This is a genomic window from Ezakiella coagulans, assembly GCF_003096635.1.
Lineage (GTDB): Bacteria > Bacillota > Clostridia > Tissierellales > Peptoniphilaceae > Ezakiella > Ezakiella coagulans.
The window spans coordinates 152,505-177,698 of the sequence record NZ_QEKV01000003.1 but is presented as its reverse complement, the minus strand read 5'-3'; the positions used below and the strand labels follow the sequence as shown (position 1 = coordinate 177,698).

Below are 25,194 nucleotides of genomic sequence, written 5' to 3'. Positions count from 1 at the left end.
AGGACAGAGGTTTATGAAAACTTATAAATTTATCGATTTTGGAAGCACATTTACAAAGCTTACGTTGATAGACATTGAAAAAGAAGAGATTGTAGCAACGGCAAAAAGTTATACTACTGTCGGCACGGATGTAAAATACGGTTATGAAAAAGCAATTAACGAATTGAACGAGAAAGTCGGAGGGGACTATGAAGTTGTTAAGACTTTGGCATGTTCTTCCGCAGCGGGTGGACTCAAGATGATTTCAATCGGTCTTGTTCCGGATTTGACAGCGGAAGCTGCAAAAAGAGCCGCTCTTGGAGCGGGTGCAAGAGTTATTGCAAACTATGCATTCAAATTAAACTCAAGTGAATTTGAAAAAATTGCCATTTCAAATGCTGACATAATTTTGCTTGCAGGGGGCACGGACGGAGGAAACACTGAAACAATTATTCACAACGCAAAGGGTCTTCTTGAGCACGACATAAAAATTCCTATTGTTGTTGCCGGAAACAAATCGGCTGAAGATGACATAAAGAAAATTTTTGAAGGCAAGGACAATCTTTATTTTACAGAAAATGTAATGCCTAAAATCAATGAAATCAACGTTGAACCTGCGAGAGAAACAATTCGTGAAATCTTTATGGGAAATATCACAAAAGCAAAGGGCATGAAAAACGTTGAAAGTGAAATTTCGAGCGTTGCAATGCCGACACCGCAATCAGTATTGAAAGCTGCGGAAGTTCTTTCAAAAGGCACAACAAATGAAGAAGGGGTCGGCGATCTTATCGTTGTCGACGTCGGTGGAGCTACAACCGACATTCACACCGTCGGTTGGGGAGACCCGACAAAGCCGGGAGTTTTCACAGTAGGTCTTGAGGAACCGTTTGCAAAGAGAACTGTTGAGGGCGACCTCGGCATGAGATATAGCTCGATGAGTGTTTATGAAGCAAGCGGTATGAGAATGCTCAGAAAATATTTGGACGTTTCAAAATATAACCCTGAAGAAGAATATTTAAAGAGATATGAGAATACATCTTTTGTAAGTACAACACCTGAAGATATTGCGTTTGACGAAGCTATGGCAAAAATTTGTGTCGACCTCAGTGTAAAGAGGCACGCAGGGGTTGTAGAACCTGTCTACAGCACGACCGGAGTTGTTTATTCTCAAAGGGGCAAGGACCTCTCCGATGTAAAAATTTTGATTGGAACCGGAGGAGTTATTGTAAACTCCGACAATTTCGACGAAATTTTAAGCGCCGCAAGTTTCAGACCGGACGACTTAAACAGTTTAAAACCGAGATTTCCTGATTATTATGTAGATAAGAGATATATTCTTTCCGCAATGGGACTTTTAACAATGATTGACCCTGATATGGCGATAAGAATTATGAAGAAATATATTTTAGATACAAAGGTAAAAAATACGAGCATGCCGGAAGAAGATGAACCGGCAATGATCTAGGAGGATAAATGAAAGTTCAAAATAAAAAATGGTCCGATGCAGAATTCTTTGAAACGAGAGAAGAAGTTCTTCGTGGATGGCCCACAGGAAAAGATGTAGATTTAAAAGAGGCAGTTGATTATTTAAAGAGATTGCCGGACCACAAAAACTTTGCAAAGAAAATAAGAAAAGCAAAAGAAAAAGGTATTACGACAGCCGAACCGAGAGCGGGGGTTGCTCTTATAGATGAACATATAAAGCTTCTTCTTCACTTACAAAACGAAGGTGGAGCAGACTTCTTGCCGTCAACAATTGACGCATACTCACGTCAAAACAGATACGAAGAATGCCAAAGAGGTATCGACCAATCTAAAGCTGCCGGTAGATCTTTATTAAACGGCTTCCCTGGAGTTAACCACGGCGTTCACGGAGCAAGACAAGTTGTTGAAGCAGTTGACTTACCTGTTCAAATGAGACATGGTACACCTGACGCAAGACTTCTTGCAGAAGTTATGCATGCCGGAGGATATACTTCAAACGAAGGCGGATGTATTTCATACAATGTTCCTTACGCAAAGAGTGTTTCAATTGAAAAGTCATTGATTGACTGGCAATATTGCGACAGACTTGTCGGATTCTATGAAGAAAACGGCGTTGAAATTAACCGTGAACCGTTCGGACCATTGACAGGTACACTTGTTCCACCGAGCAATTCAAACACAATCGGAATAATCGAAGCACTTTTAGCTGCTGAACAAGGTGTAAAGAGTATCACAGTCGGATACGGACAATGCGGCAACCTCTATCAAGACGTTGCAGCTATAAGAGCTCTTGAAGAACAAACCGAAGCTTATCTTAAAGAATACGGATATGACGACTGTTGTGTTACAACGGTTTTCCACCAATGGATGGGTGGATTCCCGCAAGATGAAGCAAAGGCATTCGGAGTTATCGCATGGGGTAGTGCTACGGCAGCTCTCGCAGGTGCAACAAAAGTTATTGTAAAGACGCCGCACGAAGCTTTCGGTATTCCTACGAAGGAAGCAAACGCACAAGGTATCAGAACCACAAAGATGGTTTTAAATATGCTTGAAGGACAAAGACTTCTTACATGCAAGAGACTTCAAGATGAAATTGATCTTATTAAACTTGAAACAAAAGAAATCATGGATACTGTTTTCAAACTTGGAAACGGCGACTTGGCAGTCGGAACAATCAAAGCTTTCGAAGCAGGTGTTCTCGACGTTCCGTTCGCACCGTCAAGATATAACAAGGGCCTTGTTATGCCGGCTCGTGACTTTGAAGGTTGCGTAAGATATTTGGATTTCGGAAATGTTCCATTTAGTAAGGAAGTTAAAGATATTAACAGGGAAAAATTGGAAAAACGTGGTAAAGACGAAGGTCGTGAGCCAAGTTTCCAAATGACTGTTGATGATATATTTGCTGTTGGACTTGGTAAGCTCATAGGCAGACCTCAAAAGTAGTTTAGTTGGCAAAATGCCGATTATATTTTCGAGTTACAATATTTATTTAAAAAGGAGAATTATACTATGAAAATTGTAGATGTAGTAGCAAGTGCGGGCAAAACCGGATTTTACTTTGATGACCAAAAGGCAATTAAGATGGGTGCAAAACACGACGGAATGTTCTATGTCGGAGACCCTGTAACAGAAGGATTCACAAGCATTAGAATGCCGGGTGAAGCAATCAGTGTTCTACTTGTTTTGGAAGACGGACAAATCGCATGGGGAGACTGTGCAGCTGTTCAATATTCAGGAGCAGGCGGACGTGATCCACTTTTCCTTGCAAAGGATTATATCCCTCTTATTGAAGGACCGATCAAAGAAAATTTGGTTGGACGTGACGTAGATTCATTCAAAGAATTAGCTGAAGAAATGGATCACCTCCAAATTGATGGACACAGACTACACACAGCAATCAGATACGGTATTACACAAGCTTTACTCGATGCAACTGCAAAAGCTAAACATGTTACACGTGCTGAAATCGTTAGAGATGAATACAATACAGGTATTGAAATCAAGCGTGTTCCAATTTTCGCACAATCAGGCGATGACAGATACTCAAACGCAGACAAGATGATTATCAAAGAAGCTGATGTTTTACCTCACGGATTGTTCAACAACGTTGAAGAAAAGACAGGTAAGAACGGTGAACTCCTTCTTGAATATATTGAATGGTTAAGAGACAGAATTAAGACAATGCGTCAAAATCCTGACTACAATCCAATTTTCCACATCGACGTTTATGGAACAATCGGTGACGTATTTAATAACGATGTAGAAAAAATGGCTGAATATATGAAGAAAGTTGAAAAAGCTGCTGCTCCATTTAAGGTTAGAATCGAAGGACCTATGGATTGTGGCGAAAGACAAAAACAAATTGACGTTTTGGCAGCTCTTACAAAGAAACTCGATGAAGACGGAACACATGTTGAACTTGTAGCTGACGAATGGTGCAACACATACGAAGACGTAGTTGACTTCGTAGACGCAGGTGCAGGACATGTTATCCAAATTAAGACACCTGACTTAGGCGGTATCAACAATACAATCAAGGCAATCAAATATTGCCGCGACAATAAAGTCGGAGCATACTGCGGCGGAACATGTAATGAAACTTCAAGATCAGCTGAAATCATTACTGACATCGCAATGGCAGCAGGTGCTTTACAACAACTTGCAAAACCGGGCATGGGCGTTGACGAAGGTATTATGCTTGTAAACAACGAAATGAACCGTGTTGTAAGACTTGTTGAAATGAGAAAAAATTTAAAGAAATAAGATAACACTAAAGATTTAGTTTCGATAGTTTTGGTTGCTTAAATATATAGTTCGTGATTTATGTATTTATATTCGCTTGGAGCGTCGTTTGTCGCTCCGAGCGAAAACTAAAATTAAAAAGATTAAATCTTTTTCCTACATAGGGGGGAAATAATGAAGACGATTAATACAAAAGATATTACTGAAGCTGTAAAGGAAATGTGCATTTCCATGAGTCACAATCTTCCTAGTGACGTTATGAAATCTCTTAAAGACAAGAGATCACATGAAGATTGGCAACTCGCAAGAGAAACTCTCGATACAATTATTGCAAATGACGAACTTGCATTCGAAAAGAAGATTCCTATGTGCCAAGACACGGGAATGGTTGTTGTTTTTGTAAAGATGGGACAAGATGTAAAGTTTGAAGGCGGATATATTGAAGATGCTATAAACGAAGGAATCCGTCAAGGATATACAGATGGATATTTGAGAAAGTCCGTAGTTAAGGACCCGATTCAAAGAGTAAACACAAATGACAATACACCGGGACTTATAAACTATGAAATTGTGCCGGGAGATACTTTTGAAATAACGGTTGCAGCTAAAGGATTCGGCTCTGAAAACATGTCAAGACAAAAGATGTTAAGACCGGCAGACGGACTTCAAGGTGTTATAGATTTTGTGGTTGAAACCGCAAAGCTCGCAGGACCTAATGCATGTCCGCCTATTGTTGTGGGCGTAGGTATCGGTGGAAGTTTTGACAGATCAACACTTCTTGCAAAAAAAGCTCTTATGAGAAATCTTGAATCTTACAATGAAGATCCATTTTATAAGGACCTTGAAATAAAACTTGAAGAAATGATTAACAATCTTGGTATCGGACCTCAAGGTTTCGGAGGAAAGACAACTTGTTTGAGAGTTTTAATTGAAAAGTATCCAACGCACATTGCGGGTTTGCCTGTTGCTGTTAATATCAACTGTCATGCAACTCGTCACGAATCAAGGAAGTTTTAGAGGTGTATTATGAAACATTTGACCACTCCATTTACTAAAGAAGACTTAAAAGATTTGAAGTCCGGAGATAACGTTACTATTTCGGGCGTTATTTATACAGCAAGAGACGCAGGTCACGCAAGACTTGTTGAAGATTATAAAGCAGGACGCGAGCTTCCGTTCGATCCTAAGGGAGCATGTATTTATTATGTCGGACCGACACCGACAGCACCTGGAGATGTAATCGGTAGTGCAGGACCAACATCCAGCTACCGTATGGATCCATTTTCTCCTACACTCATGGACTGGGGCGTACTCGGCATGATCGGAAAGGGCAGAAGAAATCAAGAAGTTATCGACAAGATTAAAGAAACAGGTTCTGTTTATTTTGCAGCAATCGGCGGAGCAGCGGCAATTATAAAAGATAGAATAAAAAAATGCGATATCATCGCATACGAAGATTTGGGTGCCGAAGCATTCAGAAGACTTGAAGTTGAAGATTTTCCGGCAACCGTAATTATAGATTCAAATGGAAACAACCTTTATGAAGAAGGTGTGGAGGAGTATCTTAAATGGAAAGAAAAATAGTAACCGAAGCGAGAGCAGGTTCTTACGAAAGCAACGATTTGTTGGTTTCAATAAAGCCGAATAACGAAAAAATAAATTTGGAAATAAGAAGTGTTGTTTCGGATATGTTTTACGATTCGATTGAAAAATCTGTAATGGAAGAACTCGAAGAACTCGGAGTTAAGTCTTGCGATATTTCGATTGATGACAGAGGAGCACTTCCTTTTGCAATCAAAGCAAGAGTGAGAACGGCTGTTATGAGGGGGGCACAAAATGAATTATAAGACGATGCTTTTTATACCGGGAAACAATCCGGGCATGCTTATGAGCATGGATGTTTTGGGAGCAGATGCATATATTGTTGACCTCGAAGACGCTGTTAGCCTCGATAACAAAGATGCGGCAAGGGATATGGTAAAAAGTTATTTGAATACTTTTCAAAAAGATAGACCATATGATGTTTATGTGAGAATAAATCCCCCGGACACTCCGTTTTTTAACGACGATGTCGAAGCATTAAAAGATGCAAAGATAAACGGACTTATGCTTGCAAAGGCCGATCCGGACAATATCGTACTTTTGGATAAAAAACTTGAAGGCACGGATTTAAGAATTTTTGCACTTATTGAAACTGCAAGAAGTCTTGAACTCGCTTACGAAATTCTCTCAAAAGTTAAGAGAACGGAAGGAGTTCTATTGGGTGCTGAAGACCTTACACTCGATTTGGGTGCAAAGAGAACAAAGGCATCTGACGAAATAAAATATGCCAGAGCAAAAATTGTTTCAGCTGCAAAAGCTGCAGGCGTTCAAGCGGTCGACACACCTTGGACAGACACCGACGACATTCCGGGACTAAGACAAGACACTGAACTTGCAAAAGCGATGGGAATGACCGGTAAAGCTCTCATCTCACCTAGACATGTTGACGATGTAAATGAGTTATTTTCTCCGTCAAAAGAAGATATTAACTATGCAAAGCGTGTATTTAAAGCACTCGAAGAAGCTAAAAAAGAAGGTAAAGGTGCATTCAGTCTCGACGGAAAGATGGTCGACAAGCCTATTATTCTAAGAGCTACGGATGTTTTAAAACAAGCCGGAGAATTTACGGAGGAATTAAATGGACTTATTAAATAAAGATATGAGCGCTGAATTTAAGCCTGTAAATAAACTTGAAAAAGAAAACAAGATGGTTCAAAATATTTCTGAACTTTTTGATAAGCTCGAAATAAAAGACGGAGCAACTTTAAGTTTCCACCATCACTTGAGAAACGGTGACTATGTACTAAATATGGTTTTTGAAGAAGTTAAAAGAAGAGGCATCAAAGATATCACTTTGGTTGCTTCCTCAATTTTCCCATGCCACGAACCGATTGTCCCTCTAATAAAAGACGGTACAATCAAAAACGTTATCGTTTCATATATGTCTGGACCGGTTGCTGAGGCAATTTCACACGGAGATTTAAAGGGAACTCTCGTAATGCAATCACACGGCGGTCGTGCAAGAGCAATTATGGAAGGCTCCATAAAAATTGACGTAGCATTTATAGGAGCACCTTCAACAGATATTCACGGAAATATTTCCGCAACTGAAGGAAAAGCTTTCTGTGGAACTTTGGGTTATGCAATTGCCGATTCGATAATGGCTGAAAAGACTGTTGCAATTACAGATACAATTCTTCCGCTCGAAGGAAAGACAGAAATCCCTAGCGAAAGAATCGATTATATTTTAAAAGTTGACTCAATTGGCGATCCGAACGGAATTATTTCGGGAACTACGAGAATCACAAAAGACCCTGTTGGACTTAGAATTGCACAAAAAGCTGTTGAAGTTATGGTTGCAACAGGACTTGTTAAAGAAGGCATGTGCTATCAATCGGGAGCAGGCGGAGTGAGCCTCGCAGTAACGAAATTTTTGGGCGATTATATGGAAAGAGAAGGCATTAAAGGTAAATTTGCATCAGGCGGAGTTACCGGAGACCTTTGCGATATGAAAAACAGAGGACTCTTTGACAGAATCTATGACGTTCAATGTTTCGACCTAAAGAGTGCCGAAGATATCAAAAATGATCCGAGACATATTACAATGTCCGCTGAAAAATATGCATCACCGTACAAAGATGCAATTGTAAACAGTCTTGACTTTGTAATTTTGGGAGCAACTGAAGTTGATACCGATTTTAATGTAAACGTAACCACGGGTCACGACGGTGTTATAATGGGCGGCTCAGGTGGCCACCAAGACACGGCATACGGAGCAAAAGTTTCGATTATCGTATCAAAACTTTTCCAATCGAGAATTCCTCTTATCGTTGACAGAGTTGGAGTTATCTCAACTCCGGGAAGTACAGTTGACGTGCTTGTAACTGAAAGAGGGGTCGCTGTTAATGAAAACAGAACAGACATCATTGAAGCTCTAAAGGCTCATAATATTGAAGTTATGACTATAAAAGAATTAAAAGAACTTTCAGATTCACTCACAGGCGTTCCACAAAAGAAACGCGATGAATCAAAACGCGTAATTGGATATATGGAATATAGAGACGGTCAAGTCTTGGATAAAATCTATAAAGCATAATATGATCCCGGGAGAAAAATCCCGGGATTTTTTACATATAATTAATACTTTGATCAAACCCTTTTTACATGTTGCGGATATAATAAGGTTGTAAAGAGGAGGAAGTTATGTTAAAAGAAACTACTAGAAGAATTGCAATTGTACTTGCTATTATATCAATTGCACTTATTTTTGCTCCATTCGGACAAGCAAAAACAGAAGAAGAGTTACCACTTAAATATATTTTCTTATTTATCGGTGACGGTATGGGATATTCACAAATCAATTTGGCGCAAATGATGGAAGGAAATGAAAAGAAAGGCGAAACAGCCATAAGAGAACTTAGTTTTTCTAAATTTCCATACACCGGAATTGTAAATACACACGATAAGACAAGTCTTATTCCTGACTCTGCATCAACTGCATCAGCAATGTCGACAGGAAACAAAATCCATAGTGGAGTTATTTGTAAAGATACAGATTTAATGAAATCATTCAAAACAATTGCACAAAAGTATAAGGAGGCGGGAAGAAAAGTTGGTATTTTATCCAGTGTTACACTCAACCACGCAACACCTGCAGCATTTTATGCAAGTGTCGACTCGAGAAAGAACTACTACGAAATCGGAAAGCAAATGGCTGACTCAAACTTTGATTATTTCGCAGGGGGCTCCTTAGGTCAAAGAACGGGAAAAGACGGAAAGAGTAAGGATTTATATCAAATTTTAAAAGATAAAGGATACAAAATCACTGAAACAAGAAAAGATTTTGAAAATATTAAAAAGGGAGAAAAAGTATACGCTGTTTCTGAAAGACTTCAAGACAGTGGAGCTATGCCTTATATGATGGACCAAAAGAAGGGCGATATGACTCTTCATGAAATGGTCAAAAAAGGCATTGAAGTGCTCGACAATGAAAAGGGATTTTTCATGATGGCAGAAGGTGGAAAGATAGACTGGGCATGCCACGCAAACGATGCAAGAGCAGCTTACGGAGATGTTTTGGATTTGGAACTTGCTGTTGATGAAGCAATTAAATTCTACAACAAACACCCTAAGGAAACTTTGATTTTGGTTACAGCAGACCACGAAACCGGCGGCATGAGTCTCGGCTATTATCTTACACACTACAACACAAACCTAGAAATCTTAAGAGGTCAAAAAATCAGCCAAGTTGAATTTGACAACAAAATAAAAGCCTTAGGCGAAAAGGTTAAGTTTGAACAAATCAAAAAGATTATAACTGAAAATACTTCACTTAAATTCAGCGGAGATAAAGATGATAAATTTGTTTTGAGTGAAAGAGAAATAAATCTTATAAAAAAATCAATAGAACAATATAACAAGGGTGAAAAAGTTGAAAAGGATGATGATTATACTCTCCAATACGGCGGATATAATCCAATCGCAATTACCATAACAAAACTTGTTGCAAATAAGAGCGGAATAACTTTTGGAACAAATGATCACACAGCTGTCCCAATTCCGGTATATGCAATTGGTAAACATGCAGAACTTTTTACCGGAACATTCCACGATACAAAAATTTATGAAAAAATGTTAGCTAAATAACTTTAATCTCAATTAGCCTCAGGAAGGAACCGATTTTTATCGGTTCTTTTCATTTACTCTTTTATTTTCAAATTTTAAATGTTATAATATATACGAGGTGGTTAAATGATAGCAGAAGTAAGTCGTTTTACAAACGAAGGAATGGTTGTAACTTGCGATTCCAAAACATATAGTATTTTAAGAGGCGGTTTCTCACGTGATATAAAAATCGGAGATAAAATTGAAATAACCGTAGTGGACAAGAAAAATAATATCGCTATTTTGAGCGAAAATAAGGTTGAGGATGGTCGAGTTTTAACTTTAAGAGTAAAAGAAAAATCACGTGTGGGATTTTTCCTAGACACATTCGGTGCAGACGATTTATTTATGCCATTTGCTGAAACTACAGGAAAAGTTAAGCCTGGGGACAGAGTTGTCGTAAAAGTAATGCGCGACAGAAAAGACAGGCTTTTCGGCTCAATGAGGATAAGTGATCATGTTTCAAACAGCCACAACTATGTTGAAAATGACGAGGTTATTGCCACGATTTACAGCGTGCGACAAGGACTTGGAGTTTTCGGAGTTGTCGATGAAGACATCGATGCAAGACTTGATGCAAATGAAATGACAAGGGGTTATGAAGTCGGAGATAAGGAGAAATTTCGAGTGAAATATGTGCTTCCTGACGGAAAAATCTCGCTCACAAAAAGAGAGCGCTCGCATTTGCAAATTGACAAAGATAGTGTTATTATAATGGATGGACTGATGAAAACCGGGAGGCTTTCAATCGGTGATAAGTCGTCACCGGAAGAAATTTTTGAAGTTACCGGTTTGTCCAAGCAAGCATTCAAGAGAGCTTGCGGAAGATTATTAAAACAAGGGCTCATAGAGGTTGGCCCGGTAGAAGTTAGGAGAGTTGAAGATTAATATGAAGATTAATATTAATACGGAAGTAGTTGAAATGATGATCTTCTTTTGGTCATCGGTAGCGGAAAAGGAAAAGGTTGCAGAACCTTATATTATTTCGGTTGCAGAAAGACCTGAAATGAAACTCATTTATGACGATGAATTCAAAGAAGAAGGGGTAAGAAGTGTTTTGTCTGCTATTTCCAACAGAGAACTTTTAAACGGCGGAAGCAAAAGAGACAAACGTTTTTGGAACAATAATATGTGGATGATGGAAGACTTGGGAGTTATGGAGGCCATGATTGCCCCTATGAAGCAACTTAATCTTCAAGAAGATGAAGCTAATCTTTCGACGAAATCCGGATATGACGAAGTGAACGTTATTTTTGTTCCCGGAACAACAGACTTCTTTAAAGTTGTGGGCAACAATCTTGTTGTAAACTTCTTTAAAATCGCAGTTGATATTTTCGGCGGCACCGGTGAAGTTACATTTGACGGAAAAACTTTGAAAGAAGCGATTGAAGATAAAATTAAAACCATGTAATTTTAGAGCCTTATGGCTCTATTTTTTTAAAAAAAATTTTTAGATTTTTATTGACATTAGAATTTATTTCGAGTATAATAGAAAAAATGCCCGAAGCATTCGGGAGAGTTCCGTTGGAACAAAAAAATTTTGATATCGAAGCTTTACTAAGATAAAGCGAGATGAAAGGAGAAAATATGAGAAAGGTTTATCAAGTAGACGAAAGAGTCCCGGGGAAATTATTGGTTCCGTTATCAATTCAGCACACTTTTGCTATGTTCGGAGCATCGGTTTTGGTTCCGATTATTTTCGGAATAAATCCGGCAATTGTTCTTTTTATGAACGGAATTGGCACTCTGATTTTTATTGCGGTTACAAAGGGAAAAGCACCGGCATATCTTGGAAGTAGTTTTGCATTTTTGGCACCGGGTGCAGTAATAATTAATCAAATGGGTTTTGAATACGCCGGAGGTGCCTTTGTGGCGGTCGGAATTATAGGTATGATTATAGCGGCGATTATTTACAAATACGGCACGAGTTGGATTGATATTGTTCTTCCACCTGCAGCAATGGGTTCCGTTGTTGCACTTATAGGTTTCGAACTTGTAGGACTAACAATAAGGGGTGGAGCTATAGGAGCAGAAATCTTGACCGATAACTACAGCACTAAACACTTGGTTGTATTTTTGGTAACTGTGCTTGTCGCAGTATTCGGTTCAGTTTTATTTAGAAAGCTCCTTGCAACGGTTCCAATCCTCATTGCGATAATTGCAGGATATATCACGGCAGTTGCTCTGGGCATGGTGGACTTCACACCGGTTTATGAAGCAAAACTTTTTACAATGCCGGATTTCCATTTTGCAAAATTCAACATTGAATCAATATTAACAATGCTTCCGGTAGTTTTGGTAATTTTGTCGGAGCACATTTCACACCAAGTAGTAACATCAAATATTATCGGTCGAGATCTTATTAAAGATCCTGGTCTTCACCGCTCAATCTTTGCCGATAACTTTTCAACTGCACTCTCCGGTCTTGTAGGTGGAGTTCCTACGACAACATACGGTGAAAATATCGGAGTTATGGCAATCACAGGGGTTTATTCTGTAGAAGTTATCGGAGGAGCTGCGATAATATCTATTATAATGGCATTTATTGGACCTTTGAGTGCTTTCATATCGACAATTCCGGGAGACGTCATCGGTGGCGTTACATTCCTCCTCTATGGAATGATTGGCACAAGCGGAATTAGACTACTTGTTGACCAAAAAGTTGACTACAGTGTGTCAAGAAATCTAATTTTAACATCTGTAATCTTCACAACGGGTCTTTCAGGACTCACAGTGAAATTCGGTGCGATAAATCTTTCGGGTATGGTGCTTGCATCAGTTGTAGCAGTAGTTTTATCACTCGTCTTCTACATGTGTAAAAAATTAAATTTATTAAATGAATAGCAAAATAAAAGTCTTCTCTTGTAAAATGGAGAAGACTTTTAATTTACATAATAATCTTGAATAAACTTTCGATTAATGATAAAATAAAGACGGTGATTGTATTGACAAAACTAGATTTTATAATTATATTTGCTATCATTGTTGTTTCGGTTACTGCCATTTTTACGCTCCCAAAGATTGAAGCGTCGGGCATCGAAGTAAAAGTTGATGGTGAAGTTATATATAGAAAAGATTTTCAAAGTAAACCTATAAAGAAACTTTTTCAAACGAAATATGGGATAAATTTAATTGAAATAGGACCGGATTATGTTGTTATGCTTGAGTCGAACTGTCCGAGACAACTCGCTGTAAAGCAAGGCAAGATTAAGTCGTCGGGTTCAAGTCTCATCTGCATTCCACATCACATGACTGTTACTATTGTCGGCGATGATGAGGATAAGATAGATATGATGGTGAAGTAAAATGAAGACAAATATTACAAAAATCGCACTCTTCGCACTCATTGCTGGTATGATTTCTTTTTTGGAAAATTTTTTTACGCCACTTATTCCGATTCCAGGTATGAAACTTGGGTTTTCAAATATAGTTCTTTTGGTTGGGCTAATATACTTTTCGAAAAAAGAAGTGTTTTTTATTGTACTTATGAAAAGTATTTTGCAAGCACTTATGGGCGGCTCGTTCACAAGCATAATGTATAGTTTGCCATCGGGAATTTTTGCACTTATAGGTATGATAATTGCGATGAAATTAAAACCGCGTGTCAGTTATATAGGAGTTTCTGTGGTTGGAGCTTTCTTTTTTAACTTTTCACAAGTAACCGTTTCATATCTTGTACTAAACAGTTTTATTTATTTCCACTATTTACCGTGGATTGAAATTGTAGGAACTTTTACAGGTACGCTTAATGGGTTTATTGTAAATGAACTCGTAAGAAAAAACACTTTGGGAGTTATTCTAAATGACAAAAAACAGTAATGAAAAGACTGATTTAACAGAGTTTGTGGTCGACTCAGAAAAACTTATGCCACGTGAAAAAATGATGAAGATGGGAGCAAAGAGTCTCGAGCCATGGGAACTGCTTGCTATTCTTTTAAGAACGGGAACAGTGGGTTTAAATGTATTGGAACTTAGTAAAGGGCTTCTTAAATATGGTGGTGGAACACTTTCTTCACTCGTTCAACTTGAAGCACAGGATCTGCAAAATATAAAGGGGTTCGGCGAGCAAAAAATTACTACCATGATGGCGGCTTTTGAGCTTTCAAACAGAGTTGCACTCGAAAGGGCAAAAGACGGAATGTTAGAACTGACCTCTGTAAAAAGTGCTGCAGACTACATCATGCGAAAGCTTGAAAACTACACAGAAGAACATTTTATGGTGCTTGTTTTAAATAACAAAAACTGTCTAATTAATGAAGATATAGCAAGAGTTTCAGAGGACGGATTTATTTTTGATGGCGATGAAATTTTAAAAAATGATGCGAAAAAGACTTCAACCTTTAAATTTTTAGACGAGGAAATAATATCGAAGGGCACTGTAAATCAAACCATTGCAATGCCAAGAGAAGTATTCAGACGTGCTGTAAAACTAGGAGCGACATCGATTATGCTTGCACACAATCATCCAAGCGGCGATCCAACTCCTTCGGGCGATGACATAAGGCTCACTTCAAGAATGGTCGAGTGTGGGAAAGTTCTCGGTATCGAAGTTGTCGATCATATAGTCGTTGGAAATGGAAACTATTATTCTCTGAGACAACATGGGGATATGTAATTTAGAAGAGGAAATCAATGAATTTTAACAATAAATATTTTAAAAATGTAATAATATTCCTTATTTTTGTTGCACTTGTTGTGTTTGTTTTTATAGTAGACAAAAATGTATCTAAGGATAACATTATTAGTAAAGGGATATCGACTGTTGTGAATCCCATTTCGGGATTTTTCAGAAATATTGGAAGTTCTCTAAGAGAGAAGATGGGAGGACTTTCGGACGAAGAAATTAAGGATATTGACGAGCTTAATTTGAAGGTGAAAAAACTCGAGGAAGAAAATCGAAAGCTTAGAGAAGTTGTCATAAGAAGCGAGGCACTTCAAAATGAATATGACATGATAAAGTCTTCAAATTTTGAGCTTATTGCAGCTGATATAACGTCTTTAAACAACAACTCATGGTACGATGTTTTCACTATAAACAGGGGTCTAAAGGACGGAGTCGAAATGGGTGACAGCGTGGTTATGTCCGGCGACAACACATCGGATGCTCTGGAGGGACTTGTAGGGCGTGTAACGGGTGTTTACAGCGATTATAGTGAGATTACTGCAATAACAGACGATACTGTTCGTGTGAGCATACGTGCTTTAAGAAGCGGCGATGGCGGAATTTTAAGTGGAATGAAGTCGGGCGAACTTAAAGCTTATATGTTCGATCAAAACAGTGATGTTATTGTAGGCGACGAAATTATAACATCGGGACTTGGTGGAGTTATAAAGAAAGATATTTTTGTGGGAGAAGTTTCAAAAGTTGAAACGGATGACACTGAAATGAAAAAGCTAGTTTATATTAAGCCGGGTGTAGATTTTAAACATCTAAGAAGAGTTTATGTGGTGAAATAATGTTTGCAAGAATTTTACTGGTGAGTTTGGTTTCACTTTTTATGCAAATAGGATTTTTCTCAGGACTTCTCCCTGAAGTGACGATGCCTGAATTTTTTGTGCCTATGATTATTGTTATGGCACTTGCGATTGGCAAGAAAGAAGCGATAACACTTGCGGCGATTTCAGGCTTTGTTTTGGATATCTATTTTAGACGTGCGTTTGGACTTAGAATCCTTCTTTTTGTTGCTATTGCATTTGTTCTTGGATCTATGAGAGAAAAATTTACGAGAAGATCGATATTTGTTATTTCAGTTGTAACGGCAGTGACAGGAATTTTATATATATTGTCATACGGACTTGGGCTTATGTTTTTGGGTATTGCAACAAAAACGGGAGCGGTATTTTTTAATTTATTCTCGTTTCAAATCCCGATTCAAATAGTTCTAGCCATAATTTACTATATGATTTTTATGCGTAAAAGACACAGAAAGGTGGAGTATTAATGAATAATAAAAACGACAATGCGAATATTCCACTGAGAATGGATATTGTTTTTATTGGAACAGCCATTCTTTTTGTTGTGCTTATTGTACGACTTTTTTTCATGACAATTGTAGAAGGGGATAAATATCGTGAAATTGCGGATAATAGAAGAATAAAAACCATTTATGATACGGCACCGAGAGGAGAAATAAGAGACAGGCATGGGAGACTTCTTGCCGGGAATATTCCTTCTTTTACGGTTCAAGTTTTAAAAGATGAACTCATGCGTCCTAACCAGACCAAAGAGGAAATAAAAAATAGAAATCAAAGACTTTTGACACTTATAAGACTTCTTGAGGAGGACGGCGTATTTTTCCAAGGAGAGTTTCCGCTTGACTTAAACTATTATACATTTGCAAAGGAAGAAATGTATGAAACAAGTGAGGAATCGCCACAGGAAATAATGGTTAAAAAGCTTGAAAATGAAGATGTTTTGAGACAATTTGTCGAGTCGTCAATGAATCTTGACAGATTTCCAAATCACTTTTCATTCAATGTCAAGCAACGTGCACTTAATGCGGTTCGTGAGAAATATATAGATTTTCCGGTTACTTTAAAGGACAATGTTTTTGTGGCTGATGATATTAAACTCGGCACATTTATAAAAGATAAGTCAATGAAGGCGGGATTATCGCCGGAAGAACTTGTATTTGAAATCATAAAGTCAGACATGACAATAAAAAGAAAGATTTTAAACCACCCTATTGCAAGGGCGATTCTTTTTGAAATCGCAGCGAAAAGTGGAACGATATCAAATATAAGAATGAAGCCGGTTTCAATAAGCTATCAAAATGAGCTTTTAATCGACAAGTTAAATCTAATCAAAAATTATCCGGAGCTCAGCATAAAAGATGATGCAAAGACATTTTTTACATTTCTCGGTAAACGTTATGCATTAAAGGAAATTTTAAGTTCGCTGTACGATGAAGGGAAAATGGTTCCGGGCGAAGCTTTTCTTGAAATAGTTCAAAAAAGCGGAAAGGCAAAGAATATTGAAATTTATCTTTCAGAGGACGAAACTGGAGTTTTTTACAAATATAATGATGGAACGGATTCAAAAAATCCGCTTGAAGACTTAATTAATATGGCAAGTGACACGGTCATCGATGATTTTTTACTAAAAGAAGAAATCAGACCTATTGTTCAACGCGAGCTTCTAAAGAAAAATATAAATGCAAAAATTTCGGTTTCAAAAGAAGTTGAGTTTGTTAATGACAAAAATACAAAGAACCTTTACTCAAGATTTAAAGCATATTTTAAAGACCGAGATGATGATACAAATCTTCCTGATGCGGAAGAGCTCTTAGCGGCGGCAAAAGATTATTATGCTATTTCACCGGACATCTCAAACTATGAGGCGAAGGATATATTAAACATATATGACCTTGTTTATAAGCTCGGTGAAAGGGCGTATAAGCCGGTAAACCTTGCATACGGTCTAAAAGATGATACGGTTGCAAAAATCGAAGAAAAAATCGGAGAAAAAAGCGGGATCAGAGTTTCATTGGAACCTGTGAGATACTATCCGCTTGGGCAAACTGCATCTCATATACTTGGATATATGGGAAGAATTGCTACCGACAAAGAAATTGAAAAATATGTAGAAGATAAAAAATATGATAGAAATGAATTTATCGGAAAGACGGGAGTCGAGGAAAGTTTTGAGGAATATCTTCACGGGAAGAGCGGTGAAAAAACTGTCGCTGTCGACTATATAGGAAACACGACTTCTGTTTTAAACGAAACCAAAAGCGTTCCGGGAAACACCCTTTATCTTTCAATCGATTCGAAACTAAATTCGCTTGCGGAGGAATATCTCCAAAAGACAATCGACCGCGTGAGAAGGCGTGCAGTTTATGAAAGCGAATGGGGCGACTATCAAATGGATGGAGAGATCGGAACTAAGAGACCGTTCTCTAATTGTAATGCAGGGGCCGTTGTCGCAATGAATGCGAAGACAGGTGAAGTGCTCGCAATGGCAAGTTATCCGGGATACGACCCTAACCTTTTTGCAACGGGAATAAATGAGTCGGATTGGAAAAACTTTTTCCCTGAAAATGATAATGATCCGCTTGCAGCAAGACCTCTTTACAACATCGCAACTCAAACAGCAGTTCAACCGGGCTCAACATTCAAAATGGTTACCGGATTTGCAGGACTTCAAAAAGGACTGGATCCATACGAAAAAATTTGGGATGGCGGATATGTTGAGGTTGGTGACACAAAGTTCAGGTGTCTTGTTTACACGCTTTCAAAGGCATCGCATGGCAATGTTGACCTTGCTCACGCGATTGAGCATTCGTGCAACTACTATTTTTATACGCTTGCACTTGGAAACAATCAAAGACAAGGTGAAAAGCCGATAAGCACGCATATTTCAATTGAAGATATTAGAAATGCGGCCGAAGAATTTGGGCTTAATGAAAAGACAGGCATCGAAATAAATATTCCGCCGGAAACTGTTGGTTCGGTTCCTGAGGCGGAGCAAAAGGTTTTTACAACAAAATTTTATATTGCAAAATGGCTAAGAGCTAATATAAAAAACTTCTTAGAAACGGACAAGACTGACGAGGAAGTTGAAAAGGATATAAAAGAAATTGCAAATTGGGCCGAAGAAGGAAGATCTCTTTCCAGTGCGGAACTTATAAAACGTCTTGAAAACATGGGATATAACGGCAGCACACCTGTGAAAGGTGAGAGACGCAGCTTGAGCGATGTATTAAAATTTGACTATATAAATCAAGCACCATGGAGTCTTGCCGACACATTAAACGTTACAATCGGTCAAGGCCAGTCGAACTTCACAACGCTTCAAATGGCAAATTATATTGCGACGTTAGTAAATGGTGGAACAAGGAATAAGGTAACAATATTTGACTCGGTTAAGTCATTCGACGGACAACAGGATGTACTTCTTCCGGAAAAAAATCCGGTTAAGATTGATGTAAAAAATCCGGATGGACTTAATCAAATCAAATATGGAATGGAACTCGTATCACGAGTCGGTACAAGTAGACGTGTGTTCAAAGATTTTCCGATTAAGACCGGCTCAAAAACCGGTACTGCACAAAGAGAGGGGATAAATCCGAACACAAATATGCCCTATGATGACTTTGCGTGGTTTGTTTCTTATGCACCTGCAGATGATCCGGAAATTGTTATTGCTTCTGTTCTCTTTCAAGGTGGAACGGGTTCAAATGCCGGGCCGATGGCAAGAGATTTGATGGCGGAATATCTCGGTCTTAATAGAGTGGACACGAAAAACGTCATGCCTTTTAGAAACGAGTTGATAAAATAATGAAATACTATAGACTTAAAAATGAAATTGAGACGGTCACGATTCTTTATGAATTAGACCGTCTTTATCAAATAGTTGTAGAAAAAAATGATGAGATTCCGGTTGGCTCAATTGTACACGGACGCGTAAAGAAAATCGACAAGAAAGCAAGACTAACATTTGTGGACATGGGTGAGAAAGAAGATGCGTTCTGTGCGGAAAAGACCGGACTAAAGGCGGGAGATGATACGTTTTTTAACATACGAAAGACTCCTGATGAAGAAAAGTTCTATACCGTCGACATGGATTTAAAACTCGAGAAAAACTCGAGCTTGCTCAGAATTATTCCGAAAAAATCCGGAGAATTCGAAACAAAATTCGAAAAAAGCTCGATTGGGAGTAGCTTGAAAGACGAAAAAAATAGCGGTATTAAAACGAAAGAAAATTCATGCGATGCTAAAACTAACAAAAACTTATTTGACAAAAATCTCAAAGATGAAAGAATACTTCTCGAAAAGTGGCAGCAGATTTTTTCTATGAAAAACACTCTTCCGATTCCAAAAATTGTCTGCAAAGCTCCGACAAAATCCGAAAAGATTATAGAAGAACAAAATGCGGAGTTATCAAGTGACAAAGACGAAGTGGTAGCACTACTCAAAAACGGTAAACAAAATTTCGAAAGAAGAGTAGATTTGGAAAAGGGATATCTCTATGTTGACACTCTTCCGTATATGACGATTGTCGATGTAAACTCCGGAGATTATTCGGAATTTTTTGACAGCGTTTTAAACCGTATGGAAGTAAATAAAGATGCTATGAAAAAACTCTTGGAGATAATAAAGCTTCGAAATCTCGAAGGAGTTATAATAATGGACATTTTAAAGCTTCCGGGCAATATGAATCGAGAATTTTTGGAATATCTAAAGAGTGAGTACACCGAGATAAATTTTCACGGCATAACGAGACTTGGAATGCTTGAGATGACGATAAAAAAAACAGGCGGCGAAAAAATAACGGCCGAAAAAATTTCGTCGTTGATAGGAACTTTGGAAAATATTTAAACTTATGGGGAATCGACATGAACGAAAAAATCAGAAGAATAGACACATATGACGATGAACGCTTTGATAGAGAAGTTCTTAATGAACATGGTTGTTATATTGTTCAAAATAAATATCCGGTTGAAATAAAAATTACTTCAAGTTATGAGGCCATAATAAAGGGCAATAAAGAATTTTATGACGATGTTATTGAAGAATTTCGTTTTTACTCAAAGCATATTACAACTTTCTATGATAAGGATGGAAATGTTGTAAGATGTTTCGACAGGATTGAGATTTTTAAAATTGAAATCGATAGAATTCAGCCGCTTCAATTCTTTGTTGATGAAAATAAATTAAATGCAGTAAAAACATTTGTTCGCAAAAAAGAAGATGTTATTATTCCACTTGATATATATGACGGCGAATATGTTTGTCTTGACGGACATACAAGACTTTTTCTTGCATATAAGCTCGGATTTTCGCATGTTTACGGCTATATAACGGATGGATTTGAGGGAGAAGAATTTTTTGTTGAAGAAACAAAGAAACGAGGAATAAAAAAAGCGAAGGATATGGCTTTGGTATCTCATGATGAGTATGAAATAAAATGGCACGCATTTTGTGATGATTACTATAAAAATAAAATCTGATTTTTAAATCTGAAGACCATCTTTACTGAACAATTGGTAAAGGTGGTTTTTATTTCTAAAAGTATTAAAAATAAAATTAAAATAAATAAAAAGTATATTTTTTCTTGACAAACAAAAATTTATGTGATATTATATACGAGTAATCTTCCGCTCGAGTCGGGCTTTGAATGACAACTGTCAGCCTTGACATCGGCGAGACTAAATCACTTGGAGGTGTAGATATGTACGCAATAATTGAAACTGGTGGAAAACAATACAAAGTTGAAAAAGACCAAATTCTTCACGTTGAAAACTTAAACATTGAAGAAGGCGGCGAAGTTGTTTTCGACAAAGTTCTTCTTGTATCTGGTGACGATGGGGCGATTACTGTTGGTAAACCATATGTAAAGGGCGCTACTGTAAAGGCTAGCGTTCTAAAGAATGGCAAATCAAAGAAAATCATCGTTTTTAAATATAAGGCCAAGAAGAATCAAAGAAAAAAGAGAGGTCACAGACAACCTTTCACGAGAGTTGAAATCAAAGAATTGGCTATCTAATGATTAAGATAGTGGCCTTCAGGAATAAGGAACACATTGGATTCGAAATAAAGGGACATGCTGACTACGACGATCATGGGTATGATATAGTTTGTGCGGCGGTTTCAATTTTAAGTCATACGATTTATCGCTCGCTTGTGGTCAATTTAGACCTTGAGGATGAACTTGATGTTGAAATAAAAGACGGATTCATGACCCTTTCGCTTGCAAGGCGAGGAGAAGATGTCGACTTGTTGTTCGACACATTTATTGAAGGCATAAGGAGCCTTGAAGAAGGCTATGGAGATTTTATTAAACTTACATTAGAGGAGGAATAAAGATGATAAAATTAAATTTGCAATTATTTTCATCCAAAAAAGGTGCTGCAAGTTCAAAGAACGGTAGAGACTCTATATCAAAACGTCTTGGAGCCAAAAAAGGTGACGGTCAAGCAGTTTTGGCAGGCAACATTATCGTTCGTCAACGTGGAACAAAAATCCATCCGGGCACAAATGTTGGAAAAGGAAAAGACGACACATTATTTGCAATGATTGATGGTGTTGTTAAATTCGAAAGAAAAGACAAAAAGCGCAAACAGGTAAGCGTATATCCACGCGAAGTTGTTAATGCTTAATTAGATAACTCAAGGTCACATATGTGACCTTTTTTTTATAAAAATGAACCCGCTGTTGAAAGTGGAGTTTTGATTTGATATAATTTATGTAAGAGAGGTGAAGAAATGTTTGATATTGTAACTCTTGAGCTGAAGGCCGGAAACGGTGGCGATGGACACATTGGCTGGAGACGTGAAAAATATGAACCGAAAGGCGGACCACACGGCGGTGATGGTGGCAGAGGCGGTTCGATTTATCTTGTCGGTTCCTCGAATTTAAATTCGCTCATTGACTATCGCTACAAGACAAAATTTAAGGCGACAAATGGGCAAAACGGAATGAACAATTTAAAAACGGGAAAAGACGGAGAAGATCTTTTTCTATATGTTCCGCTCGGCACCATAGTAAGGCAAGTCGGCAACGAAGGAATCCTCTATGATTTTAAAGAGGACGGCGAAAAATTTCTTGTCGTTGAAGGTGGCCGTGGTGGTCGCGGGAATTGGCATTTTAGAACCTCAACAAGACAAGCTCCGACATTCATGGAGCCGGGAAGAAAAGGTGAAGAGGCGAGCATTCGTCTTGAACTGAAACTCATTGCAGACGTTGGACTTGTTGGATTTCCAAATGTAGGAAAAAGTTCGCTCCTATCTATTATGAGTGCAGCGAAACCGAAGATTGCTAACTACCATTTTACGACGCTTGAGCCGAATCTTGGAGTTTGCATGATTGAAGAGGGAAAATCTTTTGTAATTGCAGACATTCCGGGAATCATTGAAGGTGCGTCTGAAGGTGCCGGACTCGGTTTTAAGTTTTTGAAACATATAGAAAGAGTTAAACTCTTGGTTCATGTGCTTGATGTGAGTGGCTCAGAAGGTAGAGATCCACTTGAGGACTATTTGAAATTGAGACATGAAATGGAGTCGTTCAGCAAAGAAATAGGGAAAAAAGAAGAAATAATTGTATTAAACAAGTCAGATATTATTGACGAAGAAACGCTCAACGAAAGACGAAAAGAAATCGAGGAAAAAACGGGCAGAAAGACATTTGTGGTTTCTGCAGCAACTCGAATGGGCGTAAAAGAACTTGAATACAAAATTTATGATATAAATAAGAACATACCAGATGTTGTTCTCGATGAGAAAAGAACGCATCTCATTCAAAATGAAAATCCGACAAAGGTTTGGGTTGAAGATGGAGTATTTCACGTTTCTGGTGACAAGGTTGAATATTATTTCAGGTCTACAGATTTCAGTGAGCCAGATTCAGTAAGACGTTTTGACTTATTCCTTGAAAGAGAAGGCATAAATGAAGAGCTTCAAAATCTTGGAATTGAAGATGGAGATACGGTCGACATTCTTGGGTATGAATTTTCACACATGGAGTAAATATGATAACATCAAAAGAAAGAGCATTTCTAAAATCAAAATTAAATACAATGAAGCCGTCGATGAGAATTGGTAAAGACGGCATAAAAGAGGAAACTCTAAAAGCAATTGATTTATATTTGAATAAAAATGAAATAATGAAAATACAAATTTTAAACAATTCTGACGTTGAGGTAATGGAGCTTTTCGGCGAACTTGAAGAAAAGCTCGGAGTTGAATTTTTGGCAAAACTCGGCAGCAATCTTTCTATTTATAGAAAGAGCGAAAAGAACAAATTGTTGCATGAACTTGAAAAATAAAGTCCTAATATACGGCGGCAGTTTTAATCCGCCGACAATTGCTCATGTCATTATGGCAAAATATCTTATGAATGAACTTGAACCTAAGGAACTTTTGGTTGTTCCGACGTATGATCCTCCACACAAGAAAGATGGAGGAATAAATGTTTATGAAAAGTTCGACATGGTAAAGGAAACTTTTGAAGAAATTCCGGGAGTTCATGTTACAGATGTGGAATATAAGATGAAGGGCATAAGTTACACTTATAAAACTGTCGAGACGCTAAGAGAGAAATATGATGAACTGTATCTCGTAATGGGGATGGACAGCTTTCTTTCGTTCCCGAAGTGGGTGAAGCCGGAAAGAATTTTGGAACTTGTAAACATTATAGTTTTAAAACGAGGCGGTTACGAGTTCAAGTCAAATGAATTATATGAGAAAAACAAGAATAAATTTATTTTTTTGAATAACCCTCTGCTTGAAATGTCGAGTACATTTGTGAGAGAACAAATTCATGCAGAAAAAGATGTCAGATTTTTTGTAACAGATAAGACCTACGATTATATTAATGAAATTTTAAGGTGAGGAATATATGTTTGATAGAGATAAAGCTATTGAATATCTTAAAGCACATTTGAGCGAACGTCGCGTTGGGCACTCGATTCGCGTTATGAAGATGTCGATGGAGCTTGCAAAAATTTGGGGAGTCGATGAATCAAAAGCTGAGATTGCGGGGCTTCTACACGATTCCGGTAAGTGGCAATCGAAAGAAGATGCATTGAAAAAGATTGAAAATTTTGGTATAATATTGGAAAATGAACTTGTATATGACTACAATCTGGTTCATGGAATTTTGGGTATGTACATCGCTCAAAATGAGTTTGGAGTGTATGACCACGAAGTTCTTGACGCGATAAGGTATCACATAACAGGCAGACGAAATATGACGATGCTTGAAAAAGTCGTCTATCTTGCGGACAAACTCGAACAAGGCAGAGATTATCCGCGGGTGGATGAGTTTAGAGAATTGGCAAGGAATGATATTGATAAAGCTCTTATTGCAGTCTTTGGAGACACTGTAAAGCTTTTGATAGACAGGGGCGAGTTCATCGCAACCGACACTGTAGAAGCGAGAAATTGGTTGTTATTAAAGGAGTAAATATTGGAAAACACAGATAAAAAACTTGAAATTATAAAAAAGGCAATTGAAAATAAAATCGGTTATGACACCGAAGTCATAGATATCAGGGGCAAGGCTTCGTTTGCGGATTATTTTGTTATAACATCTGCAACAAACAGTACTCAAATGTTTGCGATTGCAGACAATGTTGAGTATGAAATGGAAAAGGAAGGCTTTGAAAAATTGAACAATAGTACAGGAAAAAGCAATGAATGGCTTCTTCTAGACTATGGCGAAGTAATAGTTCACATATTCGATATCAAAGCTAGAAAGTTCTATGATCTCGAAAGACTTTGGACGGAACGCGATATAAAATCAAATAATTAATAAAGCCAAGTGCTTTTATATAAGGAGGAT

Annotated in this window: 28 protein-coding genes; all 28 read left to right on the top strand. The window is 37.8% G+C overall.

Annotated features, from left to right (window positions below; all coding sequences use genetic code 11):
• Positions 1 to 13 precede the first annotated feature (13 nt).
• Positions 14 to 1,444, top strand: a complete 1,431-nt coding sequence (gene glmL / locus C7381_RS03645) for a methylaspartate mutase accessory protein GlmL (protein WP_116479925.1) — start codon at positions 14 to 16, stop codon at positions 1,442 to 1,444.
• A gap of 8 nt (positions 1,445 to 1,452) precedes the next feature.
• Positions 1,453 to 2,907 carry a methylaspartate mutase subunit E gene (locus C7381_RS03640; RefSeq protein WP_116479924.1) on the top strand — a complete coding sequence of 485 codons (1,455 nt, stop codon included), beginning with the start codon at positions 1,453 to 1,455 and terminating at the stop codon, positions 2,905 to 2,907.
• A 66-nt stretch (positions 2,908 to 2,973) separates the two neighbouring features.
• Positions 2,974 to 4,227 carry a methylaspartate ammonia-lyase gene (locus C7381_RS03635; protein WP_116479923.1) on the top strand — a complete coding sequence of 418 codons (1,254 nt, stop codon included), beginning with the start codon at positions 2,974 to 2,976 and terminating at the stop codon, positions 4,225 to 4,227.
• A 153-nt stretch (positions 4,228 to 4,380) separates the two neighbouring features.
• On the top strand, positions 4,381 to 5,223 hold the full coding sequence (locus C7381_RS03630) for a fumarate hydratase (protein WP_116479922.1): 843 nt from the start codon (positions 4,381 to 4,383) through the stop codon (positions 5,221 to 5,223).
• 9 nt (positions 5,224 to 5,232) lie between these two features.
• Positions 5,233 to 5,790: a Fe-S-containing hydro-lyase gene (locus C7381_RS03625; RefSeq protein WP_116479921.1), complete on the top strand. Its 558-nt coding sequence runs from the start codon at positions 5,233 to 5,235 to the stop codon at positions 5,788 to 5,790.
• Positions 5,775 to 6,053: a citrate lyase acyl carrier protein gene (gene citD / locus C7381_RS03620; protein ID WP_034546475.1), complete on the top strand. Its 279-nt coding sequence runs from the start codon at positions 5,775 to 5,777 to the stop codon at positions 6,051 to 6,053. Before C7381_RS03625 ends, citD begins: the two co-directional genes overlap by 16 nt.
• Positions 6,043 to 6,903 carry an HpcH/HpaI aldolase/citrate lyase family protein gene (locus C7381_RS03615; RefSeq protein WP_116479920.1) on the top strand — a complete coding sequence of 287 codons (861 nt, stop codon included), beginning with the start codon at positions 6,043 to 6,045 and terminating at the stop codon, positions 6,901 to 6,903. The genes citD and C7381_RS03615 overlap by 11 nt, the downstream gene beginning before the upstream one ends.
• Positions 6,887 to 8,344 (top strand): citrate lyase subunit alpha, encoded by a 1,458-nt coding sequence (citF, locus tag C7381_RS03610; RefSeq protein WP_116479919.1) that lies wholly within the window; start codon positions 6,887 to 6,889, stop codon positions 8,342 to 8,344. The genes C7381_RS03615 and citF overlap by 17 nt, the downstream gene beginning before the upstream one ends.
• A 107-nt stretch (positions 8,345 to 8,451) precedes the next feature.
• Complete coding sequence (locus C7381_RS03605) at positions 8,452 to 9,894, top strand: alkaline phosphatase (RefSeq protein WP_116479918.1); 1,443 nt, start codon at positions 8,452 to 8,454, stop codon at positions 9,892 to 9,894.
• Between the two features lie 105 nt (positions 9,895 to 9,999).
• A complete protein-coding gene (locus tag C7381_RS03600; protein WP_116479917.1) occupies positions 10,000 to 10,800 on the top strand; it encodes a S1-like domain-containing RNA-binding protein in 801 nt (266 codons plus the stop codon).
• A gap of 1 nt (position 10,801) precedes the next feature.
• Positions 10,802 to 11,323 (top strand): TDE2712 family protein, encoded by a 522-nt coding sequence (locus tag C7381_RS03595; RefSeq protein WP_034546481.1) that lies wholly within the window; start codon positions 10,802 to 10,804, stop codon positions 11,321 to 11,323.
• A 176-nt stretch (positions 11,324 to 11,499) separates the two neighbouring features.
• Positions 11,500 to 12,756 carry a uracil permease gene (gene uraA, locus C7381_RS03590; RefSeq protein ID WP_116479916.1) on the top strand — a complete coding sequence of 419 codons (1,257 nt, stop codon included), beginning with the start codon at positions 11,500 to 11,502 and terminating at the stop codon, positions 12,754 to 12,756.
• 101 nt (positions 12,757 to 12,857) lie between these two features.
• The gene (locus tag C7381_RS03585; protein ID WP_165803582.1) at positions 12,858 to 13,217 is read left to right on the top strand and encodes a NusG domain II-containing protein; all 360 of its coding nucleotides are present in this window, start codon (positions 12,858 to 12,860) and stop codon (positions 13,215 to 13,217) included.
• Position 13,218: 1 nt separating this feature from the next.
• Entirely contained in the window at positions 13,219 to 13,731 is a 513-nt protein-coding gene (locus tag C7381_RS03580) for a Gx transporter family protein (protein ID WP_034546487.1), read from the top strand.
• Positions 13,715 to 14,527, top strand: a complete 813-nt coding sequence (locus C7381_RS03575; protein ID WP_116479914.1) for a JAB domain-containing protein — start codon at positions 13,715 to 13,717, stop codon at positions 14,525 to 14,527. Before C7381_RS03580 ends, C7381_RS03575 begins: the two co-directional genes overlap by 17 nt.
• A gap of 17 nt (positions 14,528 to 14,544) precedes the next feature.
• On the top strand, positions 14,545 to 15,369 hold the full coding sequence (gene mreC / locus C7381_RS03570) for a rod shape-determining protein MreC (RefSeq protein WP_116479913.1): 825 nt from the start codon (positions 14,545 to 14,547) through the stop codon (positions 15,367 to 15,369).
• A complete protein-coding gene (mreD, locus tag C7381_RS03565; RefSeq protein ID WP_116479912.1) occupies positions 15,369 to 15,854 on the top strand; it encodes a rod shape-determining protein MreD in 486 nt (161 codons plus the stop codon). The genes mreC and mreD overlap by 1 nt, the downstream gene beginning before the upstream one ends.
• Complete coding sequence (locus tag C7381_RS03560; protein ID WP_116479911.1) at positions 15,854 to 19,192, top strand: penicillin-binding transpeptidase domain-containing protein; 3,339 nt, start codon at positions 15,854 to 15,856, stop codon at positions 19,190 to 19,192. The genes mreD and C7381_RS03560 overlap by 1 nt, the downstream gene beginning before the upstream one ends.
• Complete coding sequence (locus tag C7381_RS03555) at positions 19,192 to 20,232, top strand: ribonuclease E/G (RefSeq protein WP_116479910.1); 1,041 nt, start codon at positions 19,192 to 19,194, stop codon at positions 20,230 to 20,232. The genes C7381_RS03560 and C7381_RS03555 overlap by 1 nt, the downstream gene beginning before the upstream one ends.
• Positions 20,233 to 20,249: 17 nt before the next feature.
• Complete coding sequence (locus C7381_RS03550) at positions 20,250 to 20,864, top strand: hypothetical protein (RefSeq protein WP_116479909.1); 615 nt, start codon at positions 20,250 to 20,252, stop codon at positions 20,862 to 20,864.
• 221 nt (positions 20,865 to 21,085) lie between these two features.
• On the top strand, positions 21,086 to 21,400 hold the full coding sequence (rplU, locus tag C7381_RS03545) for a 50S ribosomal protein L21 (protein ID WP_034546501.1): 315 nt from the start codon (positions 21,086 to 21,088) through the stop codon (positions 21,398 to 21,400).
• Complete coding sequence (locus tag C7381_RS03540) at positions 21,400 to 21,717, top strand: ribosomal-processing cysteine protease Prp (RefSeq protein WP_116479908.1); 318 nt, start codon at positions 21,400 to 21,402, stop codon at positions 21,715 to 21,717. Before rplU ends, C7381_RS03540 begins: the two co-directional genes overlap by 1 nt.
• A gap of 2 nt (positions 21,718 to 21,719) precedes the next feature.
• Entirely contained in the window at positions 21,720 to 22,013 is a 294-nt protein-coding gene (rpmA, locus tag C7381_RS03535) for a 50S ribosomal protein L27 (protein WP_034546506.1), read from the top strand.
• A 105-nt stretch (positions 22,014 to 22,118) separates the two neighbouring features.
• On the top strand, positions 22,119 to 23,378 hold the full coding sequence (gene obgE / locus C7381_RS03530) for a GTPase ObgE (protein ID WP_116479907.1): 1,260 nt from the start codon (positions 22,119 to 22,121) through the stop codon (positions 23,376 to 23,378).
• 2 nt (positions 23,379 to 23,380) lie between these two features.
• Positions 23,381 to 23,677 (top strand): YhbY family RNA-binding protein, encoded by a 297-nt coding sequence (locus C7381_RS03525; RefSeq protein ID WP_116479906.1) that lies wholly within the window; start codon positions 23,381 to 23,383, stop codon positions 23,675 to 23,677.
• Entirely contained in the window at positions 23,661 to 24,242 is a 582-nt protein-coding gene (nadD, locus tag C7381_RS03520) for a nicotinate (nicotinamide) nucleotide adenylyltransferase (protein ID WP_116479905.1), read from the top strand. Before C7381_RS03525 ends, nadD begins: the two co-directional genes overlap by 17 nt.
• Before the next feature lie 7 nt (positions 24,243 to 24,249).
• Positions 24,250 to 24,816, top strand: a complete 567-nt coding sequence (gene yqeK / locus C7381_RS03515; RefSeq protein WP_116479904.1) for a bis(5'-nucleosyl)-tetraphosphatase (symmetrical) YqeK — start codon at positions 24,250 to 24,252, stop codon at positions 24,814 to 24,816.
• A 3-nt stretch (positions 24,817 to 24,819) separates the two neighbouring features.
• Positions 24,820 to 25,164 carry a ribosome silencing factor gene (gene rsfS, locus C7381_RS03510; RefSeq protein WP_034546513.1) on the top strand — a complete coding sequence of 115 codons (345 nt, stop codon included), beginning with the start codon at positions 24,820 to 24,822 and terminating at the stop codon, positions 25,162 to 25,164.
• Positions 25,165 to 25,194 lie beyond the last annotated feature (30 nt).

What these genes read in the sequence shown, in the direction of transcription:
- glmL (WP_116479925.1), top strand. Translation starts at nt 14, where the DNA reads ATGAAAACTTATAAATTTATCGATTTTGGAAGCACATTTACAAAGCTT.
- C7381_RS03640 (WP_116479924.1), top strand. Translation starts at nt 1,453, where the DNA reads ATGAAAGTTCAAAATAAAAAATGGTCCGATGCAGAATTCTTTGAAACG.
- C7381_RS03635 (WP_116479923.1), top strand. Translation starts at nt 2,974, where the DNA reads ATGAAAATTGTAGATGTAGTAGCAAGTGCGGGCAAAACCGGATTTTAC.
- C7381_RS03630 (WP_116479922.1), top strand. Translation starts at nt 4,381, where the DNA reads ATGAAGACGATTAATACAAAAGATATTACTGAAGCTGTAAAGGAAATG.
- C7381_RS03625 (WP_116479921.1), top strand. Translation starts at nt 5,233, where the DNA reads ATGAAACATTTGACCACTCCATTTACTAAAGAAGACTTAAAAGATTTG.
- citD (WP_034546475.1), top strand. Translation starts at nt 5,775, where the DNA reads ATGGAAAGAAAAATAGTAACCGAAGCGAGAGCAGGTTCTTACGAAAGC.
- C7381_RS03615 (WP_116479920.1), top strand. Translation starts at nt 6,043, where the DNA reads ATGAATTATAAGACGATGCTTTTTATACCGGGAAACAATCCGGGCATG.
- citF (WP_116479919.1), top strand. Translation starts at nt 6,887, where the DNA reads ATGGACTTATTAAATAAAGATATGAGCGCTGAATTTAAGCCTGTAAAT.
- C7381_RS03605 (WP_116479918.1), top strand. Translation starts at nt 8,452, where the DNA reads ATGTTAAAAGAAACTACTAGAAGAATTGCAATTGTACTTGCTATTATA.
- C7381_RS03600 (WP_116479917.1), top strand. Translation starts at nt 10,000, where the DNA reads ATGATAGCAGAAGTAAGTCGTTTTACAAACGAAGGAATGGTTGTAACT.
- C7381_RS03595 (WP_034546481.1), top strand. Translation starts at nt 10,802, where the DNA reads ATGAAGATTAATATTAATACGGAAGTAGTTGAAATGATGATCTTCTTT.
- uraA (WP_116479916.1), top strand. Translation starts at nt 11,500, where the DNA reads ATGAGAAAGGTTTATCAAGTAGACGAAAGAGTCCCGGGGAAATTATTG.
- C7381_RS03580 (WP_034546487.1), top strand. Translation starts at nt 13,219, where the DNA reads ATGAAGACAAATATTACAAAAATCGCACTCTTCGCACTCATTGCTGGT.
- C7381_RS03575 (WP_116479914.1), top strand. Translation starts at nt 13,715, where the DNA reads ATGACAAAAAACAGTAATGAAAAGACTGATTTAACAGAGTTTGTGGTC.
- mreC (WP_116479913.1), top strand. Translation starts at nt 14,545, where the DNA reads ATGAATTTTAACAATAAATATTTTAAAAATGTAATAATATTCCTTATT.
- mreD (WP_116479912.1), top strand. Translation starts at nt 15,369, where the DNA reads ATGTTTGCAAGAATTTTACTGGTGAGTTTGGTTTCACTTTTTATGCAA.
- C7381_RS03560 (WP_116479911.1), top strand. Translation starts at nt 15,854, where the DNA reads ATGAATAATAAAAACGACAATGCGAATATTCCACTGAGAATGGATATT.
- C7381_RS03555 (WP_116479910.1), top strand. Translation starts at nt 19,192, where the DNA reads ATGAAATACTATAGACTTAAAAATGAAATTGAGACGGTCACGATTCTT.
- C7381_RS03550 (WP_116479909.1), top strand. Translation starts at nt 20,250, where the DNA reads ATGAACGAAAAAATCAGAAGAATAGACACATATGACGATGAACGCTTT.
- rplU (WP_034546501.1), top strand. Translation starts at nt 21,086, where the DNA reads ATGTACGCAATAATTGAAACTGGTGGAAAACAATACAAAGTTGAAAAA.
- C7381_RS03540 (WP_116479908.1), top strand. Translation starts at nt 21,400, where the DNA reads ATGATTAAGATAGTGGCCTTCAGGAATAAGGAACACATTGGATTCGAA.
- rpmA (WP_034546506.1), top strand. Translation starts at nt 21,720, where the DNA reads ATGATAAAATTAAATTTGCAATTATTTTCATCCAAAAAAGGTGCTGCA.
- obgE (WP_116479907.1), top strand. Translation starts at nt 22,119, where the DNA reads ATGTTTGATATTGTAACTCTTGAGCTGAAGGCCGGAAACGGTGGCGAT.
- C7381_RS03525 (WP_116479906.1), top strand. Translation starts at nt 23,381, where the DNA reads ATGATAACATCAAAAGAAAGAGCATTTCTAAAATCAAAATTAAATACA.
- nadD (WP_116479905.1), top strand. Translation starts at nt 23,661, where the DNA reads ATGAACTTGAAAAATAAAGTCCTAATATACGGCGGCAGTTTTAATCCG.
- yqeK (WP_116479904.1), top strand. Translation starts at nt 24,250, where the DNA reads ATGTTTGATAGAGATAAAGCTATTGAATATCTTAAAGCACATTTGAGC.